The organism is Streptomyces spirodelae, from assembly GCF_017676385.1.
GTDB classification, from domain to species: domain Bacteria; phylum Actinomycetota; class Actinomycetes; order Streptomycetales; family Streptomycetaceae; genus Streptomyces; species Streptomyces spirodelae.
This window is the reverse complement of record NZ_JAFFZN010000003.1, coordinates 63,262-88,578: the sequence shown is the minus strand read 5'-3', so window position 1 is coordinate 88,578 and position 25,317 is coordinate 63,262. Positions and strand designations below refer to the sequence as shown.

Sequence of the window (25,317 nt, the reverse complement as noted above, 5' to 3'; positions counted from 1 at the left end):
CCCTCAGCGGTGCAGCGCCTCGTCCGGGGAGGGGAGCCAGCTTCCCGGAGGGCGGCGCAGCCACCCGCCGGCGTCGCCCAACTCGCGTGCGGCCTCCCGCAGCGCGGCAAGGCCCGGATGCCGCAGCCCCCGCCGCCACACCATCGAGACCGGGGAGAGCGGCACCGGATCGGTCAGCGGGCTGAGCACCATGCCCTCCATGCCGATGAAGACCTCGGTCGCCAGCACCGACCAGCCCTTGGCCCGTACCACCCGGCGGAACTCGCGCTCTCCCTCGATCTTGGGGAACGGCGCGGCCAGTTGGATGCCGCGCCCCGCGAACAGGGCACGTGCGTAGGAGGTCCACTCGGCGGTGTCGGGGTTCCCGGCACCGGCGTACAGGGTCTCCCCCTCCAGCGCCGCCAGCGGCACCTCGCGCGGGCCCGCTGCGCCGTGCTGCTCGGGCAGCAGTACGGCGACGTGCTCGTAGCGCACCAGCTCGTGCTCGAGCCCGGCCAGCGTCTCGCGCGGCAGCCCGGCCGCACGGCCGAAGGAGACATCGATACGGCCCGCGAGGATGTCGGCCGCCGACGCTGTCAGACCGCTGTAGTAGCGGGCGACGAACTCGATGCCGGGTGCCGCATCCCGCGCGGCCTCCAGCACCCGCTCACCCGTGGAGACGGGCGCGGCCACATCGACAGCCAGCGGCCGCTCCTGGGGCGCGGCGCCCCGGCCGAAGGCGGCGGCCAGCTCCTCGTGCGCCGCCAACACCCGCCGTGCGTACGGCAGCAGCCGCTCGCCCTCCGCCGTGAGCGCCACCTGCCGGGTGCTCCGTACGAACAGCACGACCTCCAACTCCCGCTCCAGCGAGCGGATGTCGCGGCTGAGCGCCTGCTGCGCCACATACAGCCGGGCGGCGGCGCGGGTGAAGTGCAACTCCTCCGCGACGGCCACGAACGCCCGCAGCAGGCGCGGGGACAGATCCCAGGACACCCGGAGACGGTAAGCGCGGGCCGCGCGATTCACAACACAGTTGTGTCAGTGGGTCGGCAACAAGTGTTGGACCCCGCTCCCCACCTGCGGCAACGCTGTACGGCATGCCTGTCTACCGCCGCCCGTCCCACCCCGGCCCCGGCCCCGGCCCCGGCCACCCGTCGTACGCCGTCCACGGCAGCACCCTCGTCCTGGCCCGGCCCGCCACGGCACGGTCTGCCACAGCGCGCCCCGCCACAGCCGGGCACGCCCCCGCCGGGCACACATCGCCCAGGCCGCCTCGCGAGCGTCCGCCGCGCAACCCCTACGCGCGGCTGTTCGCCCGTCCCGGCACCGTCGCCTTCACCCTCGGCGGGCTGCTCGCCCGGCTGCCGATGGGCATGTTCACCGTCAGCGCCGTACTGATGATCGCGGCCGAGCGCGGCAGTTACGCGCTCGCCGGAAGCGTCACAGCGACCGGTCTGGCGGCAACCGCGCTGGCCGGGCCGCTGGTCGCACGGCTCGTCGACCGATACGGACAGGCACGCGCTGCCCTGCCCGCCACCGTGCTCGCGCTGCTCGGCTCGCTCGCGCTGGCGGTGTGCGTACGCACACACGCGCCCGACTGGACGCTGTTCGCCGCCTACGCCGCAACCGCGACCACGCCCAACACGGGAGGCATGGCACGCGCCCGCTGGGCACACCTGCTGCGCGACGACGCGGCCGCACGGCACACGGCCAACTCCTTCGAACAGGCCGTCGACGAACTGTGCTTCATGATCGGTCCCGTTCTCGCCACCCTGCTGTGCACCGCGCTCTTCCCCCAGGCCGGAACGCTCGCCGGGTGCGGGCTGCTGCTGGTCGGTATGCTGCTGTTCCTCGCACAGCGCTCGACGGAGCCGCCACGCGCGCCGGGCCGTGCCCAGGCCGGTCCCGCACCACTGCGACGGCCCGGAATGCCCGCGCTGCTGCTGGTCTTCCTCGCCACGGGCGCGGTGTTCGGCGCACTGGAGGTCGTCACCCTGGCCCATGCCGACGGGGAGGGGCACCGAGCTGCGGCCGGTGCCGTCCTCGCCTGCCAGGCGGCCGGCTCGGCCCTCGCCGGGCTCGCCTTCGGCGCCCTGCCGCCCGCCCGCTCGGACCGGCGACGACTGGCCGGCTGCGTGGGCGCCATGGCCGCGCTGATGACCCTGCCCCTGCTCGTCTCACTGACGGCACCGCTGCCACTGCTGGCGGGGGCGCTCCTGGTGGCCGGGATGGCGACCGCGCCGACGATGGTCACCGGCATGGCACTCGTCCAGCGGCTCACCCCGGCCGGGCGCCTCAACGAGGGCATGACGCTCGCCGTCACCGCGCTGCTCGGCGGCATAGCCGCCGGATCGGCGAGCGGTGGCTGGGCCGTGGAGGCGCTGGGATCGGCCGGGTGGGCCTACACCGTCCCCCTACTGGCGGCGGCATCGGCGGCCGCCCTCGCCACCCTGCCGGCCGCACGGCCCGTCGCACACGGGTGACACGAGAGGCCCCCTCTCTCCTCCTCCCCCCGCGCGCGGCGCTTCACAGCTTGGGCGAGTAGTGCTGCGGCCAGTCGCGCTCTTCCGGCAGCGGCAGGTTGCGCGCCGGGGTCTCCACCGGTGGCGCGTCCTGGTCACGCACGCCTCGCTCGCGCTCCCAGCCCGCCCGCGCCCTGGGGTGGTAGCGGCGCGACGGCGGGACCAGCTTCCAGCCCCAGTGGATGAGCCACCCGACCCTGCGCAGCCGCCGCTCGTCCCGTGCGGTCCACTCGTAGCCGAGACGGCGCCGGACGGCGGGCGGGAAGAAGCCGACGGTGAACCACACCGAAGCCCGCGCCTGAGGGCCCCGCACCAGTCGCCACACCGCCTCCGGCAGCAGCCGCAGCGCGGGCGGCTTCGCGATCAGCGTCAGATCCAGGACATCCCGGGTGGGCCGGTTGTCCTCCAGCACGTTCTCGGCCATATACGTCCAGTAGCGCTGGAACGCCTCCCAGTCGGCCGGTACGGGACGCATGCTCATGCCGTACAGCCGCCACCACTGCACGTGCTCGTCGAACAGCCGCCGCTTCTCCGCCTCCGTCAGCCCCGGCCCCAGCCGGTCGGCGACCAGCAGGGTGAGGACGAAGAAGGTGGCGTGCGCCCAGTAGAACGTGTCCGGGTCGAGCGCGTGGTACGGGCGGCCCTCCCGGTCGGTGCCCTTGATGGTGCGGTGGTAGCCGCGCACCTGGCGTGCCGTCTCGGCGGCGCGGGGGCCGTCGTAGACGACGCCCCCGATGGGGTAGAGCGAACGGAAGAGGCGCTGCCAGCGCTCCTCGAAGAACCGGGAGTGCTCGGCGACACCCGCGCCCAGGTGCGGGTGCATGTTCTGCATGGCCCCCGCCCATGGAGCCAGCAGCACCCCGCGCCAGTCCCCGAAGTACCTCCAGGTCAATGAGGCCGGGCCCAGTGGTACAGGCCCCGACTCGGTGTCGCCGTCGCCCATGCGGGCAGGTTAATCCCTCCCTTGCCAAGGCCCCAGCCCTTCGTCGCGCAGAAACGACGAAGGCGAGGCGGCCCACGCTTTCCGTGGGCACACCTCGCCTTTCGCCTTCGTGGAGATGGCGGGAATCGAACCCGCGTCCAACGAAGTGGAAACAGGGCTTCTCCGAGCGCAGTCCGCTGCGATTTTCTCGGCCCCGGAGATCACGCGGACAAGTCTCCGACGGGCCCAGTCACTGTGTGATGTCCCGGTAGGTCCCGTGACCGGACCTACGCGGTGAGTTCCCTTAGCTGATGCCAGGAACCGGGGCGGGAACTACCCCGGGCTGACACTTCGCAGGTCGCTGCTCAGGCAGCGAGGGCGAAGGAATCGCGCTTGGTGTTGGCGATTATTTTTTTGCGGCACATGGTTAACGAGATCATTGCCGCGTTCCTCGGCTCGCTTCCCCTGCTTCGACGTTCGCTGTCGAAACCGATCATCCCCATGTTGAGTTGACAATCTGCACAGGCACCCTTGCGGGCGGTGCTGTCATGCTGCCGACCATGATACGGGACCAGGTCGCACCTGTGCCAACCATTTACCACGCCGGGCTGTTCCCGGGGCAGCAGCACCCCCAGCGGCAGGGCTCCCGCAGCACAGCGGCGCCCGCCCCCGGCAGGGTCACGCGTGGGCGCGCTGGCGGCGCCGAGCCGCCGACACGGCGCGCTCCGCCTCCCGGCGGTCCTGCTTCTCGCGGAGGGTCTGCCGCTTGTCGTACTCCTTCTTGCCCTTGGCCAGCGCGATCTCGACCTTCGCCCGGCCCCGGTAGAAGTAGAGCTGGAGAGGGACGAGGGTGAGGCCCGTCTCCTGGAGCTTGCCGGTCAGCTTGTCGATCTCGGCCCGATGGAGCAGCAGCTTCCGCTTGCGCCGGGCCGCGTGGTTGGTCCAGGTGCCCTGCGCGTACTCGGGGATGTGCACGTTGTGCAGCCACACCTCGCCGCCGTCGATCTGGGCGAAGCCGTCGACGAGCGAGGCGCGGCCCTGGCGCAGGGACTTCACCTCGGTGCCCGTCAGCGCGATGCCGCACTCGTACGTGTCCAGCACGAGATAGTCGTGGCGCGCCTTCTTGTTCTGCGCGACGAGCTTCCGGGCGTCCTTGTCGTCCTTGGCCTTGGCAGCCTTCTTGCGTGTCGTCTTCATCTTCGCCATAGCCAGGCCATTCTCCCACTACGACCGGGCTTCCAGGCCACTCAATACTGTTCTGGCCCGGTCCACCGCCTCGCTCCTGCTGGGTACCGGGAGGTCCGGCGCGATGCCGTGCCCCTCCACATCGCGACCCGACGGAGTCGTGTAATGACCGACCGTCAGCTCGGCGACCGAGCCGTCCGACTGGGGCCGGGGCATCTGCACCGACGCCTTGCCGAAGGTGCGGGAGCCGACCACGACGGCGCGCCCCCGGTCCTGGAGCGCCCCGGTCAGCATCTCGGCCGCGCTCATCGTCCCACCGTCCACCAGGACGACCAGCGGCCGCCGCTCGACGGCGCGGGAGCGGTCCTCGGCGTACAGCGCGCGCCGGGTGCCGTTGTCGTCGTAGGTGGCGACCAGGCCGCCGTCGAGGAAGGCGCCCGCCGCGGTGACCGCCTCGTCGACCAGGCCGCCCGAGTTGCCCCGCAGGTCGAGCAGGACCGGCCCGTCCTCGGGCACCCGCTCGGTGAGCGCTTCGCGCACCTGCTCGCCGGAGCCCTTGGTGAACGAGCTGATCTTGACACGGGTGACGCCCCCGCCGACCCGGTCCACCCGCACCGAGTCGGTCGTCAGCCGCTCCCGGCGCAGGGTGCGGGTCAGGTCCGTACCACTGCCGCGGGTGAGGTGGAGCCGGACCCGGGAGCCGGGCTCGGCGGCCTCGGCGGGGGCCTCGGGGTCGGAGCCGCGCAGCAGCGCCACGACGGCGGTCACCGGCTTGCCGGTCACCCGGTGGCCGGCCACCGAGCGCAGCCGGTCCCCGGTCCGGATGCCGGCGCGGTCCGCGGGGCTGCCGGGCTGCACCCGGTCCACCACGACGGCGGTCGCGCGCGCGGGCCGGTGCCCGGTGGCGCCCCCGCGGTCGGTGGCGCTCTCCCGGTCCGAGCCCGCCGCGGCGGCCGTGTCACCGCCCGGGTCCGTCCCCCCGGCGCGGGTCTGGCGTACGGAGATGCCGACGCCCACGTACGAGCCGTCCAGTGCCTGCCGCAGTCCCTCGTACTCGCGGGCCGAGTACGCGGCCGACCAACGGTCGCCGCTGCGGCTGACGACGGCGTCGGCGTCCGCGCTCCCGGCACGCTCGCGGGCTTCGCGGGTGTCGGCCGGGGTGCCCTTGCCGTCGGCCGTGCCCTGCGGGCCGCCGAGCGCGGCGCGGCTCGTGCCGTGTGCCGCTCCGCCGGGCCCGGCGGAGCCGAACGCGGCCAGCTCCCCGCCGAAGGCTCCGGTGGCCGCGCCGGTGGCCAGCACGCCGGCGAAGACCAGTGTCAGGGTCCCGCGCCGGGGCCGGCGCGGACGCGTGTCGAGGAACCACGAGCCTGGCATGGTCCGGAGTGTAGGCCAGTGCGGGGCGCCGCACGGGGCGTTGGCCCCATGGCGCCCCGCGTCCTGTGTCACACCTTCAGGTACTTGCGCAATGTGAAGAACGCTGCCACAGCGGGCATCAGCACTCCCACGGCGAGGATAAGCGGCAGCACCTTGATGACCGCGTCCCAGCCGATGAAGTTGATCAGGACGATCTTCTGCTGGAGCCAGTTGTTGATCAGGAAGTACTTGCCCAGGACGAGCAGCACGCAGGCGAACCCGGCGCCGATCAGCCCCGCGATGGCGGCCTCCAGGATGAACGGCATCTGGATGTAGAAGCTGGAAGCGCCCACCAGCCGCATGATCCCGGTCTCCCGGCGCCTGCTGAACGCCGAGACCCGCACGGTGTTGACGATCAGCAGCAGCGCGACGATCAGCATCATCGCCATCACACACAGGGCAGCGATGTTCATGCCGTTGAGGAGGTTGAAGAGGGGCTCCAGCGTGCCGCGCTGGTCCTGCACCTCCTGCACTCCCTGTCTGCCGGAGAACGCCGTCTGCAGCACCTTGTACTTGGTCGGGTCCTTGAGTTTGACCCGGTAGGACTCCTGCATCTGGTCCGGCGTCAGCGAGTCGGCCAGCGGCGAGTCCTTGAACTGCTCCTTGTAGTGCTTGTACGCGTCGTCGGCCGACTCGTGGTAGATCTTCTCGACCACGTCGAGCTTCCCGAGGTCGGACTTGATCGCCCTCTTCTGCTGCCCGGTCACCGCACCCTTGGCGCAGTTCGGGTCCGTGGAGGCGTCGTTCTTGTTGCACAGGTAGATGGAGACCTGGACCTTGTCGTACCAGTACCCCTTCATCGTGCTCACCTGCTCGCGCGCGAGCAGCGAACCGCCCGCCAGGGCGAGCGACAGTGCGACGGAGACGATCACCGCGAAGGTCATCGTGAGATTGCGACGGAGACCGACGCCGATCTCCGACAGGACGAACTGGGCGCGCATGGCGTCCCTTCTTCAGTGCTAGTGCTGCCTCAGTGCTGGTATCCGTAGACGCCGCGCGACTGGTCGCGCACGAGGCGGCCCATCTCGAGTTCGATGACGCGCTTGCGCATCTGGTCGACGATCTGCTGGTCGTGGGTGGCCATCACCACGGTGGTGCCTGTGCGGTTGATGCGGTCGAGCAGCTTCATGATGCCGACCGAGGTCTGCGGGTCGAGGTTGCCGGTCGGCTCGTCGGCGATCAGCAGCATGGGCCGGTTGGCGAAGGCCCGGGCGATGGCGACGCGCTGCTGCTCACCGCCGGACAGCTCGCCTGGCATCCGGTCCTCCTTGCCGCCCAGGCCGACGAGATCGAGCACCTCGGGCACCGTCTTGCGGATCTGGCCCCGGGACTTGCCGATGACCTCCAGCGCGAAGGCGACGTTCTCGCCGACGGTCTTGTTGCCGAGCAGCCTGAAGTCCTGGAAGACGGTGCCGAGCTGGCGGCGCATGTGCGGCACCTTCCAGTTCGACAGCCGGGCCAGATCCTTGCCGAGCACATGGACCTGCCCTGAGCTGGCGCGCTCCTCGCGCAGGATCAGCCGCAGGAAGGTGGATTTGCCGGAACCGGAGGAGCCCACCAGGAACACGAACTCGCCGCGCTCGATGTCCAGCGAGACGTCGCGGAGCGCCGGGCGGTTCTGCTTGGGATAGGACTTGGAGACGCTGTCGAATCGGATCACGGATACACCACGTCGACCTGGGTAGGGACAACGGAAGCCGCGGTGCGGCCCCCTGGGCACCTCCCAGCGAGTGCTGGGGAGCGGTGTGGGCGACCATACGCGAAGCGTGGTGTGCTGCGCACGCGGCACCGGTGTGTACTCTCCGCTTCTGATCCCTTCCTGCCTGTCGCCGCGGGGTTTTTGCAGGTCCGCTGCCGCGAACTGCTGCTTTCTGCGGATGGCCGCCTCACCTGGCAGAGTGGTGAAGAGCACCCCTGGGGAACGAATCACTCACGGGTGGCGTTGGCGCTACTGAGGAGGAGTTCGCATGACATGCGACCGACTGGTGTGTGCCAACTGCGCGGCACCCGTGAGCGAGGGGCGCTGCGCGGTGTGCCGTGCCCACCGGGAGCGGCTGCACCGGGAAGCGCCGCTCGCACATCTGTCGCCCACGGCGCTGATCGCCCTGCTGGTGACGCTGATAGCTGTCGCGCTGGTGGCGCAGCGGGTGGCCACGGCCTGACGAGGCTGCCCTGAGGGCGCCCGCCTTCCCCGCCGCAGCGGCTACGCAACCACAACGCGCCGGGTCCGGCGGTCATGTGACCACCGGAACCCGGCGCGCTGCTGAGCCTGGCTCTACGTCGGCCTAGCCCTTACGTCGCGGCACTCCGCGAAGCGGACTAGGCCGCGGTACGCCGCGTGGCCAGGCGGGGCATCAGGCGGAAGCCGATGCCACCGGCGATCATCGTCGCCGCGCCCACGAGCAGGAACGTGGTCTCGGTGGAACCGGTCTCGGCCAGTTCGTCCTGCTTCTTGCCCGGAGCAGCCGGCTTGCTGTCCTGGACCGGCTGGCTGCCCGCGCTGTCGGGGTTGGTGCCGCCGCCCTCGCAGTTCACCTTGTCGCCGTCGAGCTCGCAGGTGTCGTCGTCGCCACCGCCGGTACCGCCCGTGGTGGCCGGCTCTTCGCCGCCACCACCGTTACCGCCGTTACCGCCGTTGCCGCCGTTCCCGCCGTTGCCGTTCCCGCCGTTGCCGTTGCCGCCGTTGTCGGCCGCACCGCCATCGTTGCCACCGTTGCCGTTGCCGCCGTTGTCGGCCGCACCGCCATCGTTGCCACCGTCGCCGTTGCCGCCGTTGTCGGCCGCGCCACCGTCGTTGCCACCGTTGCCGTTGCCACCGTTGTCGGCCGCACCGCCGTCGTTGCCACCGTCGCCGTCACCGCCGCCGATGGTGACGGTGCCGCTGATGCCGCCGTCGTCACCGCCGCCGTCGGCACCGCCGTCGCTGCCACCGCTGTTGCCGTTGCTGCCACCGTTGTCCCCGCCGCCGAACAGGCCGCCGAGGATGCCCCCGGAGCCGCTGTCGCCGGGCGCATCCGCGGCCTGCGCCGCGCCCGCGGCGGTCAGCGAGGCGCCGGCGGCGAACACTGCCGCAGCGGCAATCCGCGCGACCCGCAGCCGCGTCTTCGATTTGCTCATGTTCCAACTACCCCCAGTAGCTGTACTCGTGGATGGGGCAGCTGCGTATGGAGCGCGATCCGCACCGGGCTTCCCGTCGAGGCGATGTCTGCCCCCACCCCGGACTGCCGCCGTTTGCTCACCGGGGCACTCTCTCCACCCCGTCCGTGCGCCCCTGACACAGGCATGCCGAGCGAACAGCTTTCCCCAGCTCTCACACGCCCGTCAAGCGAGGACCCGTTGAACACGGCCCGATGGAGCTGATGCAGCGTCAGCTCTCGATCTGCTCCTGCTGCTTGCGCCAGCGAATACCGGCTTCCAGGAAGCTGTCGATGTCGCCGTCGAGCACGCCCTGCGGGTTGCCCACCTCGTACTCGGTGCGCAGGTCCTTGACCATCTGGTAGGGGTGCAGCACATACGAACGCATCTGGCTGCCCCAGGAGTTGCCGCCGTCGCCCTTGAGGGCGTCCATCTTGGCCTGCTCCTCCTGGCGGCGGTGGGCCAGCAGGCGCGCCTGCATGACGCGCATCGCGGCGGCGCGGTTCTGGATCTGCGACTTCTCGTTCTGACAGGAGACGACGATGCCGGTCGGCAGGTGCGTCATCCGGACCGCCGAGTCGGTGGTGTTGACCGACTGGCCACCGGGCCCGGAGGAGCGGAAGACATCGATCCGCAGTTCGTTCTCCGGGATGTCGATGTGGTCGACCTGCTCCACGACGGGCAGCACCTCGACCCCGGCGAACGAGGTCTGGCGGCGGCCCTGGTTGTCGAACGGGGAGATGCGCACCATCCGGTGCGTGCCCTGCTCGACGGAGAGCGTGCCGTAGGCGTACGGCGCCTTCACGGTGAAGGTCGCGGATTTGATGCCCGCCTCCTCCGCGTAGGAGATGTCGAACACCTCCGTGGGGTAGCCGCGGCGCTCGGCCCAGCGCAGATACATCCGCATCAGCTGCTCGGCGAAGTCGGCGGCGTCCACACCGCCGGCCTCGGCCCGGACGCTGACGACCGCCTCACGCGGGTCGTACTCACCGGACAGCAGCGTGCGGACCTCCAGCTCGTCCACCGTCTTGCGGACGGCCGCCAGCTCGTTCTCGGCCTCGGCGCGCGCGTCCGCGTCGTCCTCGCTCTCGGCCAGCTCGAAGAGCACCCCGACGTCGTCGATACGCCCGCGCAGCTCCTCGACCTTCCGCAGCTGCCCCTGGAGGTAGGAGAGCCGGCTGGTCACCTTCTGTGCGTTCTCCACGTCGTCCCACAGATCCGGGGCCGCCGCCTGCTCCTCGAGCGCGGCGATGTCTGACCGCAGCTTGCCCAGGTCAAGGACGGCCTCGATCGACTCCATGGTGGAGGAGAGGGACTTCAGCTCTTCGGATACATCGACGACTGCCACGCTCCCCACCCTAACCGCAAGCCGCCACCCCCAGCCCTAGCCCAGTTGGGCGTCACGCTCCGCGCTGTGCCGTGCGGTCAGCGTGGTCACCAGGACATCGCGGCGGGCCGGCCTGGTGGCGTCGGCCGGGCTGATGGGGGCCACCTCGTGCAGGGTGGCGCGGTCGTCGCCGAGCAGCAGGGCGCCCGGCTCGTGCAGGGTGGCGGTCAGCACACGGGTGCCGTCGGGCAGGTAGACGGTGCTCTGCCCGCCGACGGCGTTCTCCCGGCCGATCATCAGGGAGGTCACCAGGGTGACTCCGTCGCGGTGCCGGCCCTCGGGGGTGGGCAGCCCGACACCGTCGGCCGAGGCGACGACCCGGAACGGATGGACCTTCACACTCCAGCTGTCGGCGTCCTGCAGACAGCTCGCGATCCCGCCCAGCATCCGCATCAGCGACTTGAACAGCGGGTCGGCGACGAAGACGTCGGTCAGCGGCTCGAAGTGGCGTTCCTCGCCGACGTAGAGCGGATTGGTGTCCTCGGGCTGCGCGAAGGCCAGGTGCGGCATGGGGCGCAGCGCCCCGGTGCGGTCCAGCGAGAAGTGCCCGTACCGGCGCAGTCGGTAAGTGCCCTCGCGTGCCGCGTAGTAGTCAGGGGCCAGGTCCTCCCAGTGGATGGCGAACCGGCGCCAGTCGGCCGGCTCCACGCCGACGCACCGGGAGACGGCGTCAGGATCCATCAGATGGGCGTGCCGGGAGAGCAGCGCCTGCCGGGCCTCGGCGATCTCACCCGCGCTCCGCAGCGTCGAGCCGCCCGCCATGTCCTCCATGCGGCAATTCCTCCCTACCGCTCGTCGGCTCGCTCAGCCTCTCCGCGCGCCCTCCCCAGGCGTCCCTCCCCAGGCTCCTACGCGCCGTCCGGGTCCGCATCCGGGGGCTGGGACCAGGCGCCGGAAGGCTCGGGTGGCACGGGCGGCTGGAGAGGCTCCCGCAGCGCCGACGCACCGACCCGCCAGCACTCCAGCAGTGCCGCGCCCAGCCGGTCCTCCAGGAAGACCGTGGCGTCCGCGCCGAAGGCCACGTCGGACTCCAGCGCGGGCTCGTCCTCCAGAAGTCCGCCGATCACCTCGTGGCGCACCACCTGCTCGTGCACGGCGTCGGCCTCCACGTGCTCGTCGTAGAAGCGCTGCGCTGCGGGCCCGGCACCCAGGCGGCGCAGTGCTGCGGCCAGCCGGCGGGAGCCGGGCGAGGAGGTGATCTCCACACAGGCGAAGTGGCCGACCAGGGCGCCGCGCAGCGACCGGTGCAGCCCGAAGAGCGACATCAGGTTGACGGGCGGGAGCGCGGGTCCCGGCGCCGCGTCCAGGTAGTGCCCGTAGGTGGTCTCCAGGTCCAGGTCGCGCATCAGCTCGGCGAAGAGCCGGGCGTGTACGTCCTCGGCCCGCCCGGCGCCGAACTCGTCGTACTCGACGGCGGCCATCGCGGCCTTGGCCCGCCCCGTGAGCCGCGGGATCGCCCAGGCGTGCGGGTCGGCCTCTTTCAGGTGATAGAGCGAGCGCAGGGCCGCGTACTCGCGGAACTGCCACAGTTCCCCCCGGTACTGGAGGTGTGCGGTCACGCTCTGCGGCTGGTCGGCGCCGCGCTGCGCGACGGGTTCGGCCAGGAGCCCCCCGATGGCGTCGCGCACCGTGCGGTCCGCCGGGACGTGACTGCGCAGCGCCGAAAGGAAGCGGTCCTCGAGCACGCCACGCAGCCGCAGCAGGTCGGGGTCCCATTCGCAGCGCTCCGGCACCCCGGCGAAACCCCGGTAGTGCAGCTCGTAGAGGGCGTAGAGAGCCAGTTGCAGGTCCTCGCCGTACGGATCGGCGCCTGCGGCCTCCGTCCCGGCCTCACGGACGAGCGCGGCGGTCGCCTCGGAGTTCCCGGCGGTCAGCGCGGTGAGCACGGCCGCCGAGAGCGGGCCGCGCGCGGTGGGCAGGGTGGGGCTGGTGGGGCGGACGAGGTCCGGGATCGCCGTCATACGGTGTGCTCCCGTTCGGTCGGCTCACGCGATCGGCTCACGCGGTCGGCTCCCGGCGGGCGGGCCTGGCACGCGCCCGCCGCCGACGGCCACGGCGGTCAGTCGTCGACCGAGTACCCATGAGCGGGCGCGGGCAACGAACCGGTGTCCTCGTCCGCGGTGGCCAGCCAGCCGCCCACCGCGAGCGCCGCTGCCACCAGTGCGGCCGCGACGCCTATTTTCAGCCGTCGACGGCGAACGGCTGTCCGGTGCCGTGCGGACCCGGCCCGCGCCTCACCCACCGGACGCGGCGCGCGTGCCGTGCCGTGCGCTCCCCCCGCGAGCTCGTCCTCCCCTGGCACCCGCATGCTCGTATGGGTGTCCCGGTTGGCGTCCGGGCCGACCCGCGAGTGGACGAGCGGCACGGCGCCGCCCGCGGCCGGTACCGCACCGGTGCCGGAGAGGGAGTGCTCGGCCTCCGTGCCCTCGCCGCCGTCCGGGCTGCCCGCGTCCGGGTGCTCGTACTCGGCGTAGCCCTCCTCGCCCTGCTCGTCGATGTCGAGCGACGGCAGTCCCTCCAGCGCGGGCAGCAGCTCGCGCAGCCGGGCCGCCAGCTCCGCGGCGCGCAGCCTGGAGGCGGGCGCCTTGGCGAGGCACTGGTGGATGAGCTGCCACAGCTCGTCAGGGATGCCCGGCAGCGGCGCCACCGTCTCGGTCACGTGCCGGCGCAGCACCGCGCCGGGGTGGCCGCCGCCGAACGGGGTGAAACCCGCCAGCAGCTCGTAGACCACGGTGGCCAGCGCGTAGATGTCGACGGCTGCGCGCGGCGGCAGCCCTTCGACGATCTCGGGCGCCAGATAGTCCGGGGTGCCGATGATCGAGGTGGCGCGGGTGCGGCTGGGCGAGTCGATGAGCTTGGCCACCCCGAAGTCGGTCAGCAGCGCGGGCGGCGCCCCGCCGGGGCCCTCCATCGAGAGGGCGTCGAGCAGGACGTTCTCCGGCTTCACATCGCGGTGCACCAGTCCGGCGGCGTGCGCGGCGGCCAGTGCGTCGGCGACGTCGGCGGCGATGGCGACAGCCGCCGCGGGCGCCAGGCGGCGGTCCCGCTCCAGCCGGGTGCGCAGATCGGTGCCGCGCACCAGGTCCATCACGAGGGCCAGCTCGTTGCCGTCCACCACCAGGTCCCGGACGCCGACGACGCGCGGGTGGTCGAGGCAGAGCAGGGCGCTGCGCTCCTGCACGAACCGCTCGACCAGATCCTGATCGGAGGCCAGGTCCTCACGCAGCAGCTTGATGGCGACGGGACCCTCGGGTCCGTCACCGAGCCACACCGTTCCGGCACTGCCTCGCCCGAGGATCCGGTGTGCCGTGTAGCGACTGCCGATCTTCCGTGCCATGGCGACAAAACTACGCGGCGGGACCCGGCTTGGGAGCCCCGGATGCCGGTAACTGTCACTTCTGTGGGGGAAATCCCCTCTCACAAGTCGACAAATCACCGTAGTGGCAGGTGACTCGGCGCGCGGCGACCGGTGACCGACGGCCCGTCACCCAGGCCACCGATGGCCCGTCATCGGTCACCGTCGGCCCGTCAGTTGTTGAACTGGCCGAAGAAATCCCCTATCTCGTTGAAGACGTCCTTCGTCGACTGCCAGAAGCTCTTGCCCTCGGCCCACCACTGCGGCGCGTCCGTGAGGTTCCACACCAGCACGCCCGCCACCACGAGGATGACGACCATGAACAGGCAGCCCTTGAGACAGCCCAGCCCCGGGATGCGCATCGGGTTGGCGCTGCGCTGCCTCGGCTCACGGCGCGGCCTGGGCTCACGCTGCTGTCTGGGCTCCCGCTGCCTGGGCTCCCGCTGCGGCCTCGGCTCCCGGCCCCGGGGCGGCTGCGGCTCGTAGCGCTGCGGCGGCGGCTGCGCGGGCCGCTGCTGCTGGCCGTACTGCTCCCCGTACTGCTGTTGACCGTACTGCTGCTGACCGTAGGGCTGACCCTGCGGGGACTGCTGCGGCGGCGGTGGGGCCGCGCGCCGCTGAGGGCGCCGGCGCAGCGGGTCCATGCTGGGGTCCAGCGGCTGGAACTGGGTCTGCTCGTTGCGGTCCCGGGCCGCGCGCAGCTGGCTCTGCCACGGGTGGGGCCCGTCCTGCTGCGGAGGGCCGCCCTGGCCGCCGTCCGGAGGGCCACCGGGGACGGGCGGCATCACCTGGGTGGGGTCGGCGTTGCCGCCCTGGCCTCCCTGGCCGCCGTAACCGCCCTGGGGGCCGCCGGTCTGCGGAAGAACGTTTGTCTCGGCCGACGGGTCGTACTGGCCGCCCGCGCCCGCCGCACCGCTGTGCGGCAGCACCTGCGTCGGGTCCGAGTCACCCGCGCTCGCGCCCGGGGCCGTGCCGCCGGGTGCGCCGGAGCTCGGGACGGGGGCCGGCGCCGGGTCCGGCGCCAGCAGCGCGGCCACCCCGAGCGCCGCACCGGCGGCCTGCGGTGTGGCCTGCGCGCCGATGCCGTCGGCGACCGTACGCAGCCCGCGCGCGAGGTTGACGGCGCTGGGGCGCTCGTCGGGGTTCTTGCGCAGACAGTGCTCGATGACCGTCCACAGCGGGTCGGGAACACCGGCCGGGCGCTCGGGCTCCTGCGCAAGGTGCTGGTGCAGTACGGCGAGCGCGCTGTCACCGCTGAACGGCGGATAGCCGCTGACCAGCTCGTACAGCAGAATGCCCGCCCCGTAGATGTCCACAGCCGAGGTCTGCGGGCGTCCCTCGGCCGACTCGGGTGCGACATAGGCCGGGGTACCGACGAACTCCTGGGTACGGGTCAGCCCCGGCGAGTCGGCGAGGCGCGCGATACCGAAGTCGGTGAGCATCGGCCGCATGCCGTTCTCGTCCTCGGTCAGCAGCACGTTCGCCGGCTTCAGGTCCCGGTGCACCACACCGTCGGCGTGGCTGGCCGCCAGCGCGTCGGCCACCTGTGCGGTGACCAGACACGCCGCGATGGGCGAGAACGGGCCGTTCTCGCGCAGATAGCGATGCAGGTCCGGGCCCTCGACGAGATCCATCACAAGGGCCAGCAGATCGCCTTCGACCACGAGGTCGCGCGTTCTGACGATGTTGTGGTGCGTCAGCCGCAGCAGCACGGAGCGCTCCCGCAGGAAGCGCATCACCACGTCGGGGTCGTTCGCCAGCTCCTCCTTGAGGACCTTGATCGCGACGGTCTCGCCGGGCTGCCCGGCCACCGCCGCCTCGGAGCCCGCGGTCTCACGCTGGCGGGCACGCCAGACGGTGCCCGTGGCGCCGCGTCCCAGCGGCTCCTCGAGCAGATACTTGCTGCCTACCGGCCGCACGTCATGCGCTCCCTGGTCTCGTACTGCAATCCCGCCCACAATAGTGCCGCCGCGCAAGGGGTTGCCGGTCCCGCGAGGGTGCTCCTGGGCACGCCCGCCTCCAGCGGCGCGGCTGACGGGTTCCCCGGGAAGACGCACACCGGGTGGCGATGGTTGCGGTGGCGCCGCTGCCCGGACAAGATCATTCGCGCGGCAAGATCGTGCGGATGGCCAGGACGGGCCCCGTTGTCGGTCGCGGGTGCGAGTATGCATGCAGTGGTACGGACGATGTGTCGGCGCGCGAGCGCGGTGGGTGGCCAGCCCGCCCGGCACACGGAGCGGACGGGACCTGGAGGCGCAGATGCAGATCCGGCTGACTGTCGCTCTGGCGCCGCGCGGCGCCCGCGGCGCGGCGGACGCGGGCGCGGGCGAGGCCGGCGGCGCGGGATCGGCAGCGCGCTCTCCCACCCGCTCCCCCTCGCCCCAGCCGGTCGGACAGGCGAACGTGCTGGTCACAGCCCCCGCAGGCACCGTGCTCTCCGCTGTGACGAACGCCCTGGCGGCCTCGGCGGCGGCCGCGCTGGCGACAGCGCCCGCGGAGCCGGAAGCGGCCTCCGGCCCGGCGCCGGGCTCGGGGTCCGGGCCCGGATCGGTGTCCGGACCCGGCTCGGGGTCCGGGCGGGGCTCGTCCGGGCCAGGACGTGAGGCGGGAGGCCAGGAGGAAGCCCCGCAGGAGCCGGTGGTCGTCTACGCGGGAACGCGGCGGCTCGATCCGCACCGCCAGATCATCGGCGAGCCCCCGCTGCTGGACGGCGCGCTCATCTCGCTGTACGCCCCGGTCGCCCCGGCCGCGCTGCCTGCACACGGAGCGGCCGTGACGGCGCTGACGGCATACGGCTCGGCCAAGGCCAGGCTGCATGTCACCGGGGGGCCCGACGCGGGCGGCATCCACCTCCTCCAGGGCGGCAAGGTCCACCTGGGGCGCTCGGCCGAGGCCGACGTCCCGTTGGACGACCCGGACGTCTCCCGGCTGCACTGCGCGGTCACCGTCACCGACGGGGGCACGGTCACCGTCACCGATCTCGGCTCCACCAACGGCACCACCCTCGACGGCACCCCGGTCGGCGGGCGGCCCGTGCTCTTCCGCCCCGGCGCGACGCTGCGGATCGGTGAGACGACCATCCGGCTGGAGGCCGCCACGCCCCACGCGGCCCCGGAAACGGCGGCCGGGAGCGGTCACACCCCCGCCACAGCGCCGGCACCCGGGCTGGCACTGCCCACCGTGCCGGACGGCGAGGGACGCCTGCGCCTGGTCCGCGCGGCGCAGGCGGGCGAGGAACAGGGCGGTGCGGGCCCGAGCGACGCCGGGACGGGCGGAGCGGGCGGCGCCGGTGGGACGGGCGCTTCCCCCGGCGCTGCGGGCAGGGCGGGCGCGGGTTCCGGCCAGGAGACCGGTCAGCGCTCCCTGGCGCCCGCCGGGCGCCCGGGGCATCCCGAGGACGGCTCCCCGGCCGAGCACTGGGGCACCGGAGACGGCCCCGGCCACCATGCCCACGACTACGCGTCGGCCTCCGGGCCGTTCCCCGGCAGTGATGTCACCCACAGCGCCGGCCTGCTGCCGCCCACAGCCGGCGGGGAGAGCGGAGAGGACGCGGACAGCGAGGACGCGGCGCACCGCAGAGGGCGGGGACTGAGCGCCTGGGCGCGCCGCTTCACGGGCGGCCGCGCCGAGCCTGCGGGCGGCCCGGCGCAGGGGCCGCACGGCCGGCCGCAGGGCCCGCACGGGCCGACGCGGTTCGGCGCCGGCACGGCGGAGGGCTACGCCGCACACCCCGCCGAGGGCTTCGGAAGCCCGGCGGCTCCCCCGGCGGGCTTCGCAGCAGGCGAGGCGGCGGGAGCAGGACCGGGAGCGGCGAGTCCCCCCGAGGCGGCCTCCGCGAGCCCGCCGTACGCGCCGCACGGCCACGGGCAGCGGTGGCCGGACCCGGCCGCCGTGCTGCTGAGCGCCCTGGGCCCGGGTCCCCGGCTGTGGGAACGCGATCCGGGCCACCCCGACGCGCTGACCGTACGGCTCGGCGTGGCACACCGCAGCGGCGGGCACGGCGATCCGGTCACCGTCGACCTGCGGCGGGCAGGCTCCCTCGGGCTGGCCGGGCCGCGCTCCCGGCTGACCGGGCTGGCGCGGGCTGTGCTCGCGCAACTCGCCGCGCTGCACGGGCCGAGTGCGCTGGAGGTCGTCCTGCTGTCGGCGGACAAGGCGCGCGGCAGTCGGGCCCGCCACCAGGAGTGGTCCTGGCTCGGCTGGCTGCCGCATCTGCGCCCCGCACACGGCCAGGACTGCTCCCTGCTGACCGCCTACGACCCCGAGCAGGCCACCGCGCGGACGGCGGAACTCGTACGGCGGCTGGAGGCGCAGGGCACGGCTCCCCGGCGCGGCGGGCCGCCCGGCCCCGCCGTGGTCGTGGTGGTGGACGGCGACCCGGGCTCGGCCGACCTGCGCGCGAGCGTGGCGCGGCTGGCGCGGGACGGCGCGGCGGCCGGTATCCATCTGCTCGCCCTCGCCGAGACCTCGCCCGCCAGTCCCTCCTCACCGGTCGCCGCGACCCTGGAGGCCGCGAACGCCGCCTGTGCCGCCTTCCCGGAGTGCGGGACGGTCGCCCTGCTGAGCGGCGATGTGGCCACGGCGGTCAGAGTCCTGCACCCGGCGCAGCACCCCCGGCAAGCGGCGGGGGACCCGGCGGGGAGCAGCACGTCCGGGGTGCAGAGCGGCCCGATGGCGGCATCCGGTGTGGCGAGCGGCCCCGCTGCGGCGTCCGGCGTGGCGAGCGGTCCGGTGGCGACGGTCGACGCGGTGTCGGCTGCCTGGGCGGAGCGGTTCGCGCGCGCCCTCGCGCCGCTGCGCGAGCCGGAGGGCGCGGGGGCCGACACCTCCGCAGCGCCGACCGTGACGCTGCCGGAGCAGTGCCGGCTGCTGGAGGAGCTGGGGCTGGCGCGGGCGACTCCGGCCGCGCTGCTCGCCCGCTGGTCGGAGCGGGCGACGGCCGGCTCCGGCCGGGTGCCGCTCGTCTTCGGAGCCGGTCCGCACGGGCCGCTGGAGGCCGATCTGGGCGACCTGTCGGAGCTGGCGGCCCGGATGGCACCGGCTGCCGCCGAGGGCGACGCCGACGAGCCGGGCCGCGCCCTGCCGGGGCACACCTTCGTCAGCGGCGGCCCCGGCTCCGGCAAGACCGAACTGCTCCGCTCGCTCGCTGCCTCCCTCGCCGCCGGTGAGCGGCCCGACCGGCTGGCGCTGGTGCTGGTGGACGGCGCGGGCGCCGGGGCCGGGGAAGGGCTGCGGGTGTGCGCGGAGCTGCCGCACGTCACGGCGCGGCTGACGGCGGACGACCCGGTACGGATGCGGCAGTTCGCACAGGCGCTGAGCGCCGAGCTGAAGCGGCGCGCCGAGTTGATCGGGGACGAGAGCAGCTACGAGGAGTACGTACGGCTGGCGGCCCGCCCCGGCGGCCGGGTGGTGGCGCCCCGTCCCGCACCCGAGCGCGCCCCGGTGCGGGAGCAGGCGCCGAGTGAGCGGACCGGGGAGGGCGTACAGCTTCCGGCACCCGCTCCGGCGCCGGACGAGCGCGCTGCGGTGGCGGCCCAGCCGTCCGGGCGGCGCGGCGGCGGTCCGGCCGAGAACCGGTCGGCAGGGGAGAGCGGTTCCGGGGGCGGGCTGCACACGCTGCCTTCGCAGTCCGCGCCCCGGACGGGCGGCCTGGCCGGCGGCAGAAGTGGCGGGGAGCCCCCCGCCACCGGCGCCGCTGCCGAGCCGGACCGTACCCAGCGCACCTTGCGGCTGCGCCGTACCGAGGAGCCGGCCGGCTCCGGGGGGCGGGAAGGCGACGTCGGCGAGTCGGGAGCGGTCTCGGCCGCCTCCCTCGGGTCCGCGGGTGTGCCGCCCAGGCTGGTGCTGCTGGTGGACGACTTCGACACGCTGGTCGACCCGGCGCTGGGCAACCCCGGCCGCCCCGCTGCGGGTTCGGTCGTCCGGGCGCTGGAGGCGGTGGCCAGGACCGGGACGCGGCTGGGTGTGCATGTGATCGCGGCGACGGGCCGCGCGGACCGGACCGTGCGTACGGAGCTGGCCAGGACGGCGGCGCTGCATGTGGAGCTGACCGGCGGCGAGCGCGGCGCCGACGGTACGCCACGGGGCCGGGGGACCCTCACCCTGCGGCAGCGCCGGGGGCCGGAGGGCGCCGTCGTCGGCGGGGTGCCGGTCGCCTTCCAGGCTGGGCGGGTCACCGGCCGTATTCCGCGTACGGCGACGCTGCGGCCCACGGTGGTGCCGTTGGACTGGGCGCGGGCGGGGGACCCGCCCGCGCGGCGCCAGGTGCGGGAGTTGGGGAACGGGCCCACTGATCTCGCGCTGTTGGCCAGCGCGATGGAGCGCGCGGCGCAGCAGGTGAGACCTGCGTCGTCGTAGGCCCCCGGCCCTCCTCCGGCCCCAGGAGTCCGGGAGGGGGGTGCCCCGGCTCGATGCCTGCGGTCCGCGGCACCGTTGTGGTTGCTCGCGCAGTTCCCCGCGCCCCTGGCGGGGCGCGCTGTCTTCATAAGTTGTACGCATGCCGTCGGGCGAGGCGACCCCTAAGAGTGGCGAAATGTCCGATCCGTGAGGGGCGTGAGTGACCGTCCCGTGAAGGTTCCGCGCACCCTCATGGGCGGCTCGCGCGCCCCTCGAAAAGGGCTCGCGAACCTATCCGACGCCACCCCGTACGCCTCGTGAGCCGTACTTCGGGAGACTCGCACCGACAGCCCCAACTCCCCCTCTATACCCACGAGTTCGCAGTTGAGGGCACATATGCGCTGCGCATCGGATCACAGAGTGATCAAGATGCCGACGGCGGGCCGGACACTGTTGCCAGAGTGCCTCGTCCAGGCGTACAAACTTCCGCACAAGCAGGTACGACGCGGTGCCGCCCCTGGGCAGCCGCGTCTGCTCATCTCCCGTTCATCCAATGAAACGGGAGCACACGGGGAAAGGGACGGCACTCAACCATGCGAAACTCGCGTGCTCCGCGCACGGCTCTCGCGCTCGCCTCCGCAGCCGCCCTGACGCTCACCGCCGCGGGATGCGCCGCCGAGGACGAGGGGAGCGAGTGGGCGGCCGCACACCGGCCGACCGTGGAACTCCCCCAGCTCAAGGGGGAGAAGCTCCAGGTCGCCGCGGTGTGGACGGGCGACGAGCAGAAGAACTTCCGCAAGGTCCTCGACGAGTTCGAGAAACGAACCGGCGCCAAGGTCGAGTTCGTGCCCACCGGCGACAACGTGGCCACCTACATAGGCTCCAAGATCGAGGGCGGCTCACCGCCGGACGTGGCCATGCTGCCGCAGGTCGGTGTGTTGCGGGAGTTCGCCAAGAAGGGCTGGCTCAAGCCGCTGGGCAAGCAGGCGCTGGCCGAGTCCAGGAAGAACTTCGCCAAGGGCTGGCGCGATCTGGGCAGTTACGAGGGCAAGCAGTACGGCATCTACTACAAGGCCGCCAACAAGTCCCTGATCTGGTACAACACCCAGGCGTTCGAGGACGCGGGCGTCAAGGAGGCCAAGGACTGGAAGTCCTTCGTCAAGGACGCGGAGACGCTCTCCGACTCGGGGGTCGACCCGGTTTCGGTCGGCGGGGCCGACGGCTGGACGCTCACCGACTGGTTCGAGAACGTCTATCTCTCCCAGGCCGGTCCCGAGAAGTACGACCAACTCGCCGAGCACAAGATCAAGTGGACGGACCCTTCGGTCACCAGGGCGCTGAAGACCCTCCAGGAGCTCTGGGGCAAGGGCCACCTGCTGGCCGGGGGAAACCAGGGCGCGCTGCAGACGGACTTCCCCAAGTCGGTGACCCAGACCTTCGGCAACCTCGCCTCGCCGCAGGCGGCGCTCGTCTTCGAGGCCGACTTCGTCGGCGTCAACATCGAGGGCGACACCAAGGCCCGGATCGGCAAGGACGCGCAGGTCTACCCGTTCCCGAAGGTGGGCGCCAAGCCCCCGGTGGTCACCGCGGGCGACGCGGCGGCCGTACTGAAGAACAGCAAGGGCGCGCAGGCGCTGGCGACCTTCCTCGCCTCCGAGGACGCCGCGGGGATCTGGGCGGCCGAGGGCGGCTATGTCTCCCCCAACAAGGAACTCGACCTGTCCGCCTACCCGAACCAGCCGCAGCGCGAGATCGCCAAGGCGCTGGTCGGCGCCGGGAACGACTTCCGCTTCGACATGTCCGACCAGGCACCCGCCGCGTTCGGCGGCACCAAGGGCGAGGGCGAGTGGAAGGCCCTCCAGGACTTCCTGAAGAACCCCGAGGACATCGAGGGCACTCAGCGGGCACTGGAGAAGGCCGCCGCCAAGGCGTACGAGAAGTGAACCGCGCCGTGACCACATCCGCCGCGACCCGTACGACGCGTACGTCCCAGACGACGCGTACGTCCCGGACGACGCGTACGTCCCGGACGACGCGCCCGCCTCGTACGGCTCTCGCCACCTCCACGCCTCACTGACGGACCAGACAGGGGAGACCACCGTCATGCCGACCCCGAGCCAGCCAGGAAGCGGCGCTACCGGAGGCATACCGGACGACGCCGGCGCACCCGACGCGCCGGTCACCGGAGCCGCTGCCAGCACCAGTTCCAGCACGACAGAGGGCGCGACCGCGACCGCGCCGACGACCGCGAGCACAGCCACGGCCGCCGCCGAAGCGACGCCGTCCGGGACACCCGCCGAGCAGACCTCGGCCGAACGCACCGGCGCCGGGACGGCGCTCGGCAAGGGAGCTACGGCGTTGCGCCGCCGCCCCTGGATCGCCGCGCTGTTCCTGCTTCCCGCCCTGGTGGTGCTGGGCGCGCTGGTCGTCTACCCGATCGCGTTCTCGCTCTTCCGCAGCTTCATGAACGCCGACGGCTCCAGCTTCGTCGGGCTGGACAACTTCACGGAGCTGTTCACCGACGACAACACGCTGATCGCCTTCCGCAACAACCTCGTCTGGGTCATCGTGGCGCCCGCCGTCTGCACGGCGCTCGGCCTCATCTTCGCCGTACTGACCGAGAAGGTGCGCTGGGGAACGGCGTTCAAGCTGCTGGTCTTCATGCCGATGGCCATCTCCATGCTGGCCTCGGGCATCATCTTCCGGCTCGTCTACGAGCAGGACCCGGAGCGCGGCGTGGCCAACGCGATGTGGACCACCGTCCACGACACGTTCGCCGAGACCTCGCCCTGGCCGGGTGCGCGGCCGCGCACCGACGCGCCGCTGTCCATCTCCCACGGCGCCTACACCACCGAGCAGACCGTGGACGCCTCCAGCCCGGCCCATCTCCCGCTGGTGGGCATCCCGCCCAAGGAGGCGAGCGAGGCGGCACCCGCCAAGAAGCCCGCCGGGGCGGAGGGCGGCAAGGTCACCGGCACCGTATGGCTGGACTTCGTCAAGGGCGGGCGCAGCGAGCACGGCGTCATCGACCAGCAGGAGAAGGCACTCGCCGGGATCAAGGTGGAGGCAGTGAAGGACGGCCGCAAGGTGGCCGAGGCCACCACGGGCGAGGACGGCACCTTCACCCTCCCGGCCGCCGCCGACGGCGCCAAGCTGCGGATGCCCGCCTCCAACTTCGCGGCGCCCTACAACGGCGTCGACTGGCTCGGCCCCACCCTCGTCACCCCGGCCATCATCGGCTCGTACGTGTGGATGTGGGCGGGCTTCGCGATGGTGCTGATCGCGGCCGGCCTGGCCGGAGTCCCCCGTGAGCTGCTGGAGCAGGCCCGGGTGGACGGCTGCAACGAGTGGAAGGTCTTCCGCAAGGTCACGGTGCCGCTGCTGGCCCCGGTGCTCGGCGTCGTCACCGTCACCCTGATGATCAACGTCCTCAAGATCTTCGACCTGGTCTACGTCATCGCGCCAGGGGCCAGCCAGCGGGAGGCCAACGTCCTCGCGCTCCAGCTGTATCTCAAGTCCTTCGGTGGCAGCCCCGACCAGGGCGCGGGCAGCGCGATCGCGGTGGTCCTGCTGCTGCTCGTCGTGCCGGTCATGATCCTCAACATCCGCCGTCTGCGCAGGGAGTCCCGCCGATGACCACGCTGACCGCCACGGGCGCGTCCTCTCAGCCGGCGGCTCCGGCACCGGAAACCGCCGCCCCCAAGACCTCGGCCGCCGCGCGGGTGGCCGCCTTCACCGGCCACTGGGCAGTGCGCTTCGCCCTCGTCGTCATCGGGCTGTTCTGGCTGATGCCGACGGCCGGTCTGCTCAGTTCGTCGCTGCGCGACCCGGCGGATGTCTCCATATCCGGCTGGTGGAACATCTTCGACCTGAACGGCAGTTTCCCCTGGATTCTCAACAAGGACCAGCTGACCACGGCGAACTACGACGCGCTGTTCGCCAACGACCAGGTGATGAGCTCGCTGTGGACCACCGTGCTGATCACCGTTCCGGCCACGGTGCTGGTGGTGGTGATCGGCGCGCTGGCCGGCTACGCGTTCGCCTGGATGGAGTTCCCCGGCCGCGACTGGTGGTTCCTGGTGGTCGTGGGGCTGCTGGTGGTGCCGGTGCAAGTGGCGCTGGTGCCCGTCGCCAAGCTGTTCAACACCCTGGGCATCTTCGAGACGACAGCAGGCGTGGTCCTCTTCCACACAGCCTTCGGCCTGCCGTTCGCCATCTTCCTGCTGCGCAACTTCTTCGCTGAGATCCCCCGCGAACTGCTGGAGGCCGCACGGCTGGACGGCGCCGGTGAGATCCGGCTGTTCACCCGGGTGGTGCTGCCGCTGGGCGGGCCCGCCATCGCCTCGCTGGGCATCTTCCAGTTCCTGTGGGTGTGGAACGACATGCTGGTCGCGCTGATCTTCGCCGACTCCACGAACCCGCCGATCACGGTGGCGCTCCAGCAGCAGATGCGGCAGTTCGGCAACAACATCGACGTGCTGGCGCCCGGCGCCTTCATCTCGATGCTGGTGCCGCTGGCGGTCTTCTTCGCCTTCCAGAAGCAGTTCGTCTCCGGAGTGATGGCGGGCTCGGTCAAGTGACCTCGCCGTCCGCCTGAGCCTGGGCCTGCGGCTGCCCCCGTCCCACTGGGGCGGGGGCGGTCTCTTGGGCGAACACCAGTGTGCGCGTACCCCAGAAGCGGACAGCGGTGCCCAGGACGAGGCCGATACCGGCGCCGGAGATGACGTCGGCGAGGGTGGAGGTCAGCCCCAGTACGTGACGGGACACGCCCAGGCAGCCCAGTTGTACGGCGCCGCCCGCGGCGTTGACCAGCGCGAAGACGCCGAAGCGGCGCCATCCGGTGGTCACTCTGCGGGCCCGCACGCGGTAGGGGCCCAGAGCGTTGCCGGTGTACGCGACGGCCACCCCCGCGATGAACGAGAGGGCTTTGGCGTACATCGGGTCCATCCCCATCGGACCGCGCAGCCACAGAAAGCTGCCGACATCCGCGAGGAAAGCGAAGACGCCGACGGCGGCGAACCCGGCGAATTCGGCGCCCAATGCGCGCGGCTTACTCATTGCGCACCCCGCATTGGGGCTGCGC

At 72.5% G+C, this 25,317-nt stretch carries 19 protein-coding genes and 1 other RNA gene; 6 read left to right on the top strand and 14 right to left on the bottom strand.

What is annotated here, in order from left to right; genetic code table 11:
• Nucleotides 1–3: 3 nt before the first annotated feature.
• The gene (locus tag JW592_RS04545; protein WP_209263568.1) at nucleotides 4–972 is read right to left on the bottom strand and encodes a LysR family transcriptional regulator; all 969 of its coding nucleotides are present in this window, start codon (nucleotides 970–972) and stop codon (nucleotides 4–6) included.
• Between the two features lie 104 nt (nucleotides 973–1,076).
• Between JW592_RS04545 and JW592_RS04540 the strand changes: the two genes are divergently transcribed.
• A complete protein-coding gene (locus JW592_RS04540; RefSeq protein ID WP_209263567.1) occupies nucleotides 1,077–2,462 on the top strand; it encodes an MFS transporter in 1,386 nt (461 codons plus the stop codon).
• A 43-nt stretch (nucleotides 2,463–2,505) separates the two neighbouring features.
• On the opposite strand, the gene JW592_RS04535 is transcribed toward JW592_RS04540, so the two are convergent.
• The 6 genes from JW592_RS04535 to ftsE form a co-directional block, all read right to left on the bottom strand.
• Entirely contained in the window at nucleotides 2,506–3,444 is a 939-nt protein-coding gene (locus tag JW592_RS04535) for an oxygenase MpaB family protein (RefSeq protein ID WP_209263566.1), read from the bottom strand.
• 107 nt (nucleotides 3,445–3,551) lie between these two features.
• Nucleotides 3,552–3,924: a transfer-messenger RNA gene (gene ssrA / locus JW592_RS04530) on the bottom strand.
• A 177-nt stretch (nucleotides 3,925–4,101) separates the two neighbouring features.
• Nucleotides 4,102–4,629 (bottom strand): SsrA-binding protein SmpB, encoded by a 528-nt coding sequence (gene smpB, locus JW592_RS04525; RefSeq protein ID WP_209263565.1) that lies wholly within the window; start codon nucleotides 4,627–4,629, stop codon nucleotides 4,102–4,104.
• Between the two features lie 18 nt (nucleotides 4,630–4,647).
• Nucleotides 4,648–5,982 (bottom strand): S41 family peptidase, encoded by a 1,335-nt coding sequence (locus tag JW592_RS04520; RefSeq protein ID WP_209263564.1) that lies wholly within the window; start codon nucleotides 5,980–5,982, stop codon nucleotides 4,648–4,650.
• Nucleotides 5,983–6,050: 68 nt separating this feature from the next.
• The gene (ftsX, locus tag JW592_RS04515) at nucleotides 6,051–6,962 is read right to left on the bottom strand and encodes a permease-like cell division protein FtsX (RefSeq protein WP_209263563.1); all 912 of its coding nucleotides are present in this window, start codon (nucleotides 6,960–6,962) and stop codon (nucleotides 6,051–6,053) included.
• A 29-nt stretch (nucleotides 6,963–6,991) separates the two neighbouring features.
• Nucleotides 6,992–7,681 carry a cell division ATP-binding protein FtsE gene (gene ftsE, locus JW592_RS04510; protein WP_209263562.1) on the bottom strand — a complete coding sequence of 230 codons (690 nt, stop codon included), beginning with the start codon at nucleotides 7,679–7,681 and terminating at the stop codon, nucleotides 6,992–6,994.
• Between the two features lie 307 nt (nucleotides 7,682–7,988).
• Between ftsE and JW592_RS04505 the strand changes: the two genes are divergently transcribed.
• The gene (locus tag JW592_RS04505) at nucleotides 7,989–8,183 is read left to right on the top strand and encodes a hypothetical protein (protein ID WP_209263561.1); all 195 of its coding nucleotides are present in this window, start codon (nucleotides 7,989–7,991) and stop codon (nucleotides 8,181–8,183) included.
• A 157-nt stretch (nucleotides 8,184–8,340) separates the two neighbouring features.
• On the opposite strand, the gene JW592_RS04500 is transcribed toward JW592_RS04505, so the two are convergent.
• The 6 genes from JW592_RS04500 to JW592_RS04475 form a co-directional block, all read right to left on the bottom strand.
• Complete coding sequence (locus tag JW592_RS04500) at nucleotides 8,341–9,138, bottom strand: LPXTG cell wall anchor domain-containing protein (protein WP_209263560.1); 798 nt, start codon at nucleotides 9,136–9,138, stop codon at nucleotides 8,341–8,343.
• A 250-nt stretch (nucleotides 9,139–9,388) separates the two neighbouring features.
• On the bottom strand, nucleotides 9,389–10,504 hold the full coding sequence (gene prfB / locus JW592_RS04495) for a peptide chain release factor 2 (RefSeq protein WP_209263559.1): 1,116 nt from the start codon (nucleotides 10,502–10,504) through the stop codon (nucleotides 9,389–9,391).
• Between the two features lie 36 nt (nucleotides 10,505–10,540).
• Nucleotides 10,541–11,314 (bottom strand): 2OG-Fe dioxygenase family protein, encoded by a 774-nt coding sequence (locus JW592_RS04490; protein WP_209263558.1) that lies wholly within the window; start codon nucleotides 11,312–11,314, stop codon nucleotides 10,541–10,543.
• A 77-nt stretch (nucleotides 11,315–11,391) separates the two neighbouring features.
• Nucleotides 11,392–12,504 (bottom strand): iron-containing redox enzyme family protein, encoded by a 1,113-nt coding sequence (locus tag JW592_RS04485; protein ID WP_209263557.1) that lies wholly within the window; start codon nucleotides 12,502–12,504, stop codon nucleotides 11,392–11,394.
• A 98-nt stretch (nucleotides 12,505–12,602) separates the two neighbouring features.
• Entirely contained in the window at nucleotides 12,603–13,880 is a 1,278-nt protein-coding gene (locus JW592_RS04480; protein ID WP_209263556.1) for a serine/threonine-protein kinase, read from the bottom strand.
• Nucleotides 13,881–14,071: 191 nt separating this feature from the next.
• Entirely contained in the window at nucleotides 14,072–15,817 is a 1,746-nt protein-coding gene (locus JW592_RS04475) for a serine/threonine-protein kinase (RefSeq protein WP_209263555.1), read from the bottom strand.
• Nucleotides 15,818–16,157: 340 nt separating this feature from the next.
• Between JW592_RS04475 and JW592_RS04470 the strand changes: the two genes are divergently transcribed.
• From JW592_RS04470 to JW592_RS04455, 4 genes are all read left to right on the top strand, one after another.
• Nucleotides 16,158–20,255: an FHA domain-containing protein gene (locus JW592_RS04470; RefSeq protein ID WP_209263554.1), complete on the top strand. Its 4,098-nt coding sequence runs from the start codon at nucleotides 16,158–16,160 to the stop codon at nucleotides 20,253–20,255.
• Between the two features lie 572 nt (nucleotides 20,256–20,827).
• Entirely contained in the window at nucleotides 20,828–22,177 is a 1,350-nt protein-coding gene (locus JW592_RS04465) for an ABC transporter substrate-binding protein (RefSeq protein WP_209263553.1), read from the top strand.
• A 160-nt stretch (nucleotides 22,178–22,337) separates the two neighbouring features.
• On the top strand, nucleotides 22,338–23,870 hold the full coding sequence (locus tag JW592_RS04460) for a carbohydrate ABC transporter permease (RefSeq protein WP_209263552.1): 1,533 nt from the start codon (nucleotides 22,338–22,340) through the stop codon (nucleotides 23,868–23,870).
• Nucleotides 23,867–24,814: a carbohydrate ABC transporter permease gene (locus tag JW592_RS04455; RefSeq protein WP_209263551.1), complete on the top strand. Its 948-nt coding sequence runs from the start codon at nucleotides 23,867–23,869 to the stop codon at nucleotides 24,812–24,814. Before JW592_RS04460 ends, JW592_RS04455 begins: the two co-directional genes overlap by 4 nt.
• On the opposite strand, the gene JW592_RS04450 is transcribed toward JW592_RS04455, so the two are convergent.
• The gene (locus JW592_RS04450) at nucleotides 24,807–25,292 is read right to left on the bottom strand and encodes a GtrA family protein (protein WP_209263550.1); all 486 of its coding nucleotides are present in this window, start codon (nucleotides 25,290–25,292) and stop codon (nucleotides 24,807–24,809) included. The two genes, JW592_RS04455 and JW592_RS04450, sit on opposite strands and share 8 nt — an antisense overlap.
• Between the last annotated feature and the right edge of the window lie 25 nt (nucleotides 25,293–25,317).

Coding starts and splice junctions, on each gene's coding strand:
- JW592_RS04540 (WP_209263567.1), top strand. CDS start 1,077: ATGCCTGTCTACCGCCGCCCGTCCCACCCCGGCCCCGGCCCCGGCCCC.
- JW592_RS04535 (WP_209263566.1), bottom strand. CDS start 3,444: ATGGGCGACGGCGACACCGAGTCGGGGCCTGTACCACTGGGCCCGGCC.
- smpB (WP_209263565.1), bottom strand. CDS start 4,629: ATGGCGAAGATGAAGACGACACGCAAGAAGGCTGCCAAGGCCAAGGAC.
- JW592_RS04520 (WP_209263564.1), bottom strand. CDS start 5,982: ATGCCAGGCTCGTGGTTCCTCGACACGCGTCCGCGCCGGCCCCGGCGC.
- ftsX (WP_209263563.1), bottom strand. CDS start 6,962: ATGCGCGCCCAGTTCGTCCTGTCGGAGATCGGCGTCGGTCTCCGTCGC.
- JW592_RS04505 (WP_209263561.1), top strand. CDS start 7,989: ATGACATGCGACCGACTGGTGTGTGCCAACTGCGCGGCACCCGTGAGC.
- JW592_RS04500 (WP_209263560.1), bottom strand. CDS start 9,138: ATGAGCAAATCGAAGACGCGGCTGCGGGTCGCGCGGATTGCCGCTGCG.
- JW592_RS04490 (WP_209263558.1), bottom strand. CDS start 11,314: ATGGAGGACATGGCGGGCGGCTCGACGCTGCGGAGCGCGGGTGAGATC.
- JW592_RS04485 (WP_209263557.1), bottom strand. CDS start 12,504: ATGACGGCGATCCCGGACCTCGTCCGCCCCACCAGCCCCACCCTGCCC.
- JW592_RS04480 (WP_209263556.1), bottom strand. CDS start 13,880: ATGGCACGGAAGATCGGCAGTCGCTACACGGCACACCGGATCCTCGGG.
- JW592_RS04470 (WP_209263554.1), top strand. CDS start 16,158: ATGCAGATCCGGCTGACTGTCGCTCTGGCGCCGCGCGGCGCCCGCGGC.
- JW592_RS04465 (WP_209263553.1), top strand. CDS start 20,828: ATGCGAAACTCGCGTGCTCCGCGCACGGCTCTCGCGCTCGCCTCCGCA.
- JW592_RS04460 (WP_209263552.1), top strand. CDS start 22,338: ATGCCGACCCCGAGCCAGCCAGGAAGCGGCGCTACCGGAGGCATACCG.
- JW592_RS04455 (WP_209263551.1), top strand. CDS start 23,867: ATGACCACGCTGACCGCCACGGGCGCGTCCTCTCAGCCGGCGGCTCCG.
- JW592_RS04450 (WP_209263550.1), bottom strand. CDS start 25,292: ATGAGTAAGCCGCGCGCATTGGGCGCCGAATTCGCCGGGTTCGCCGCC.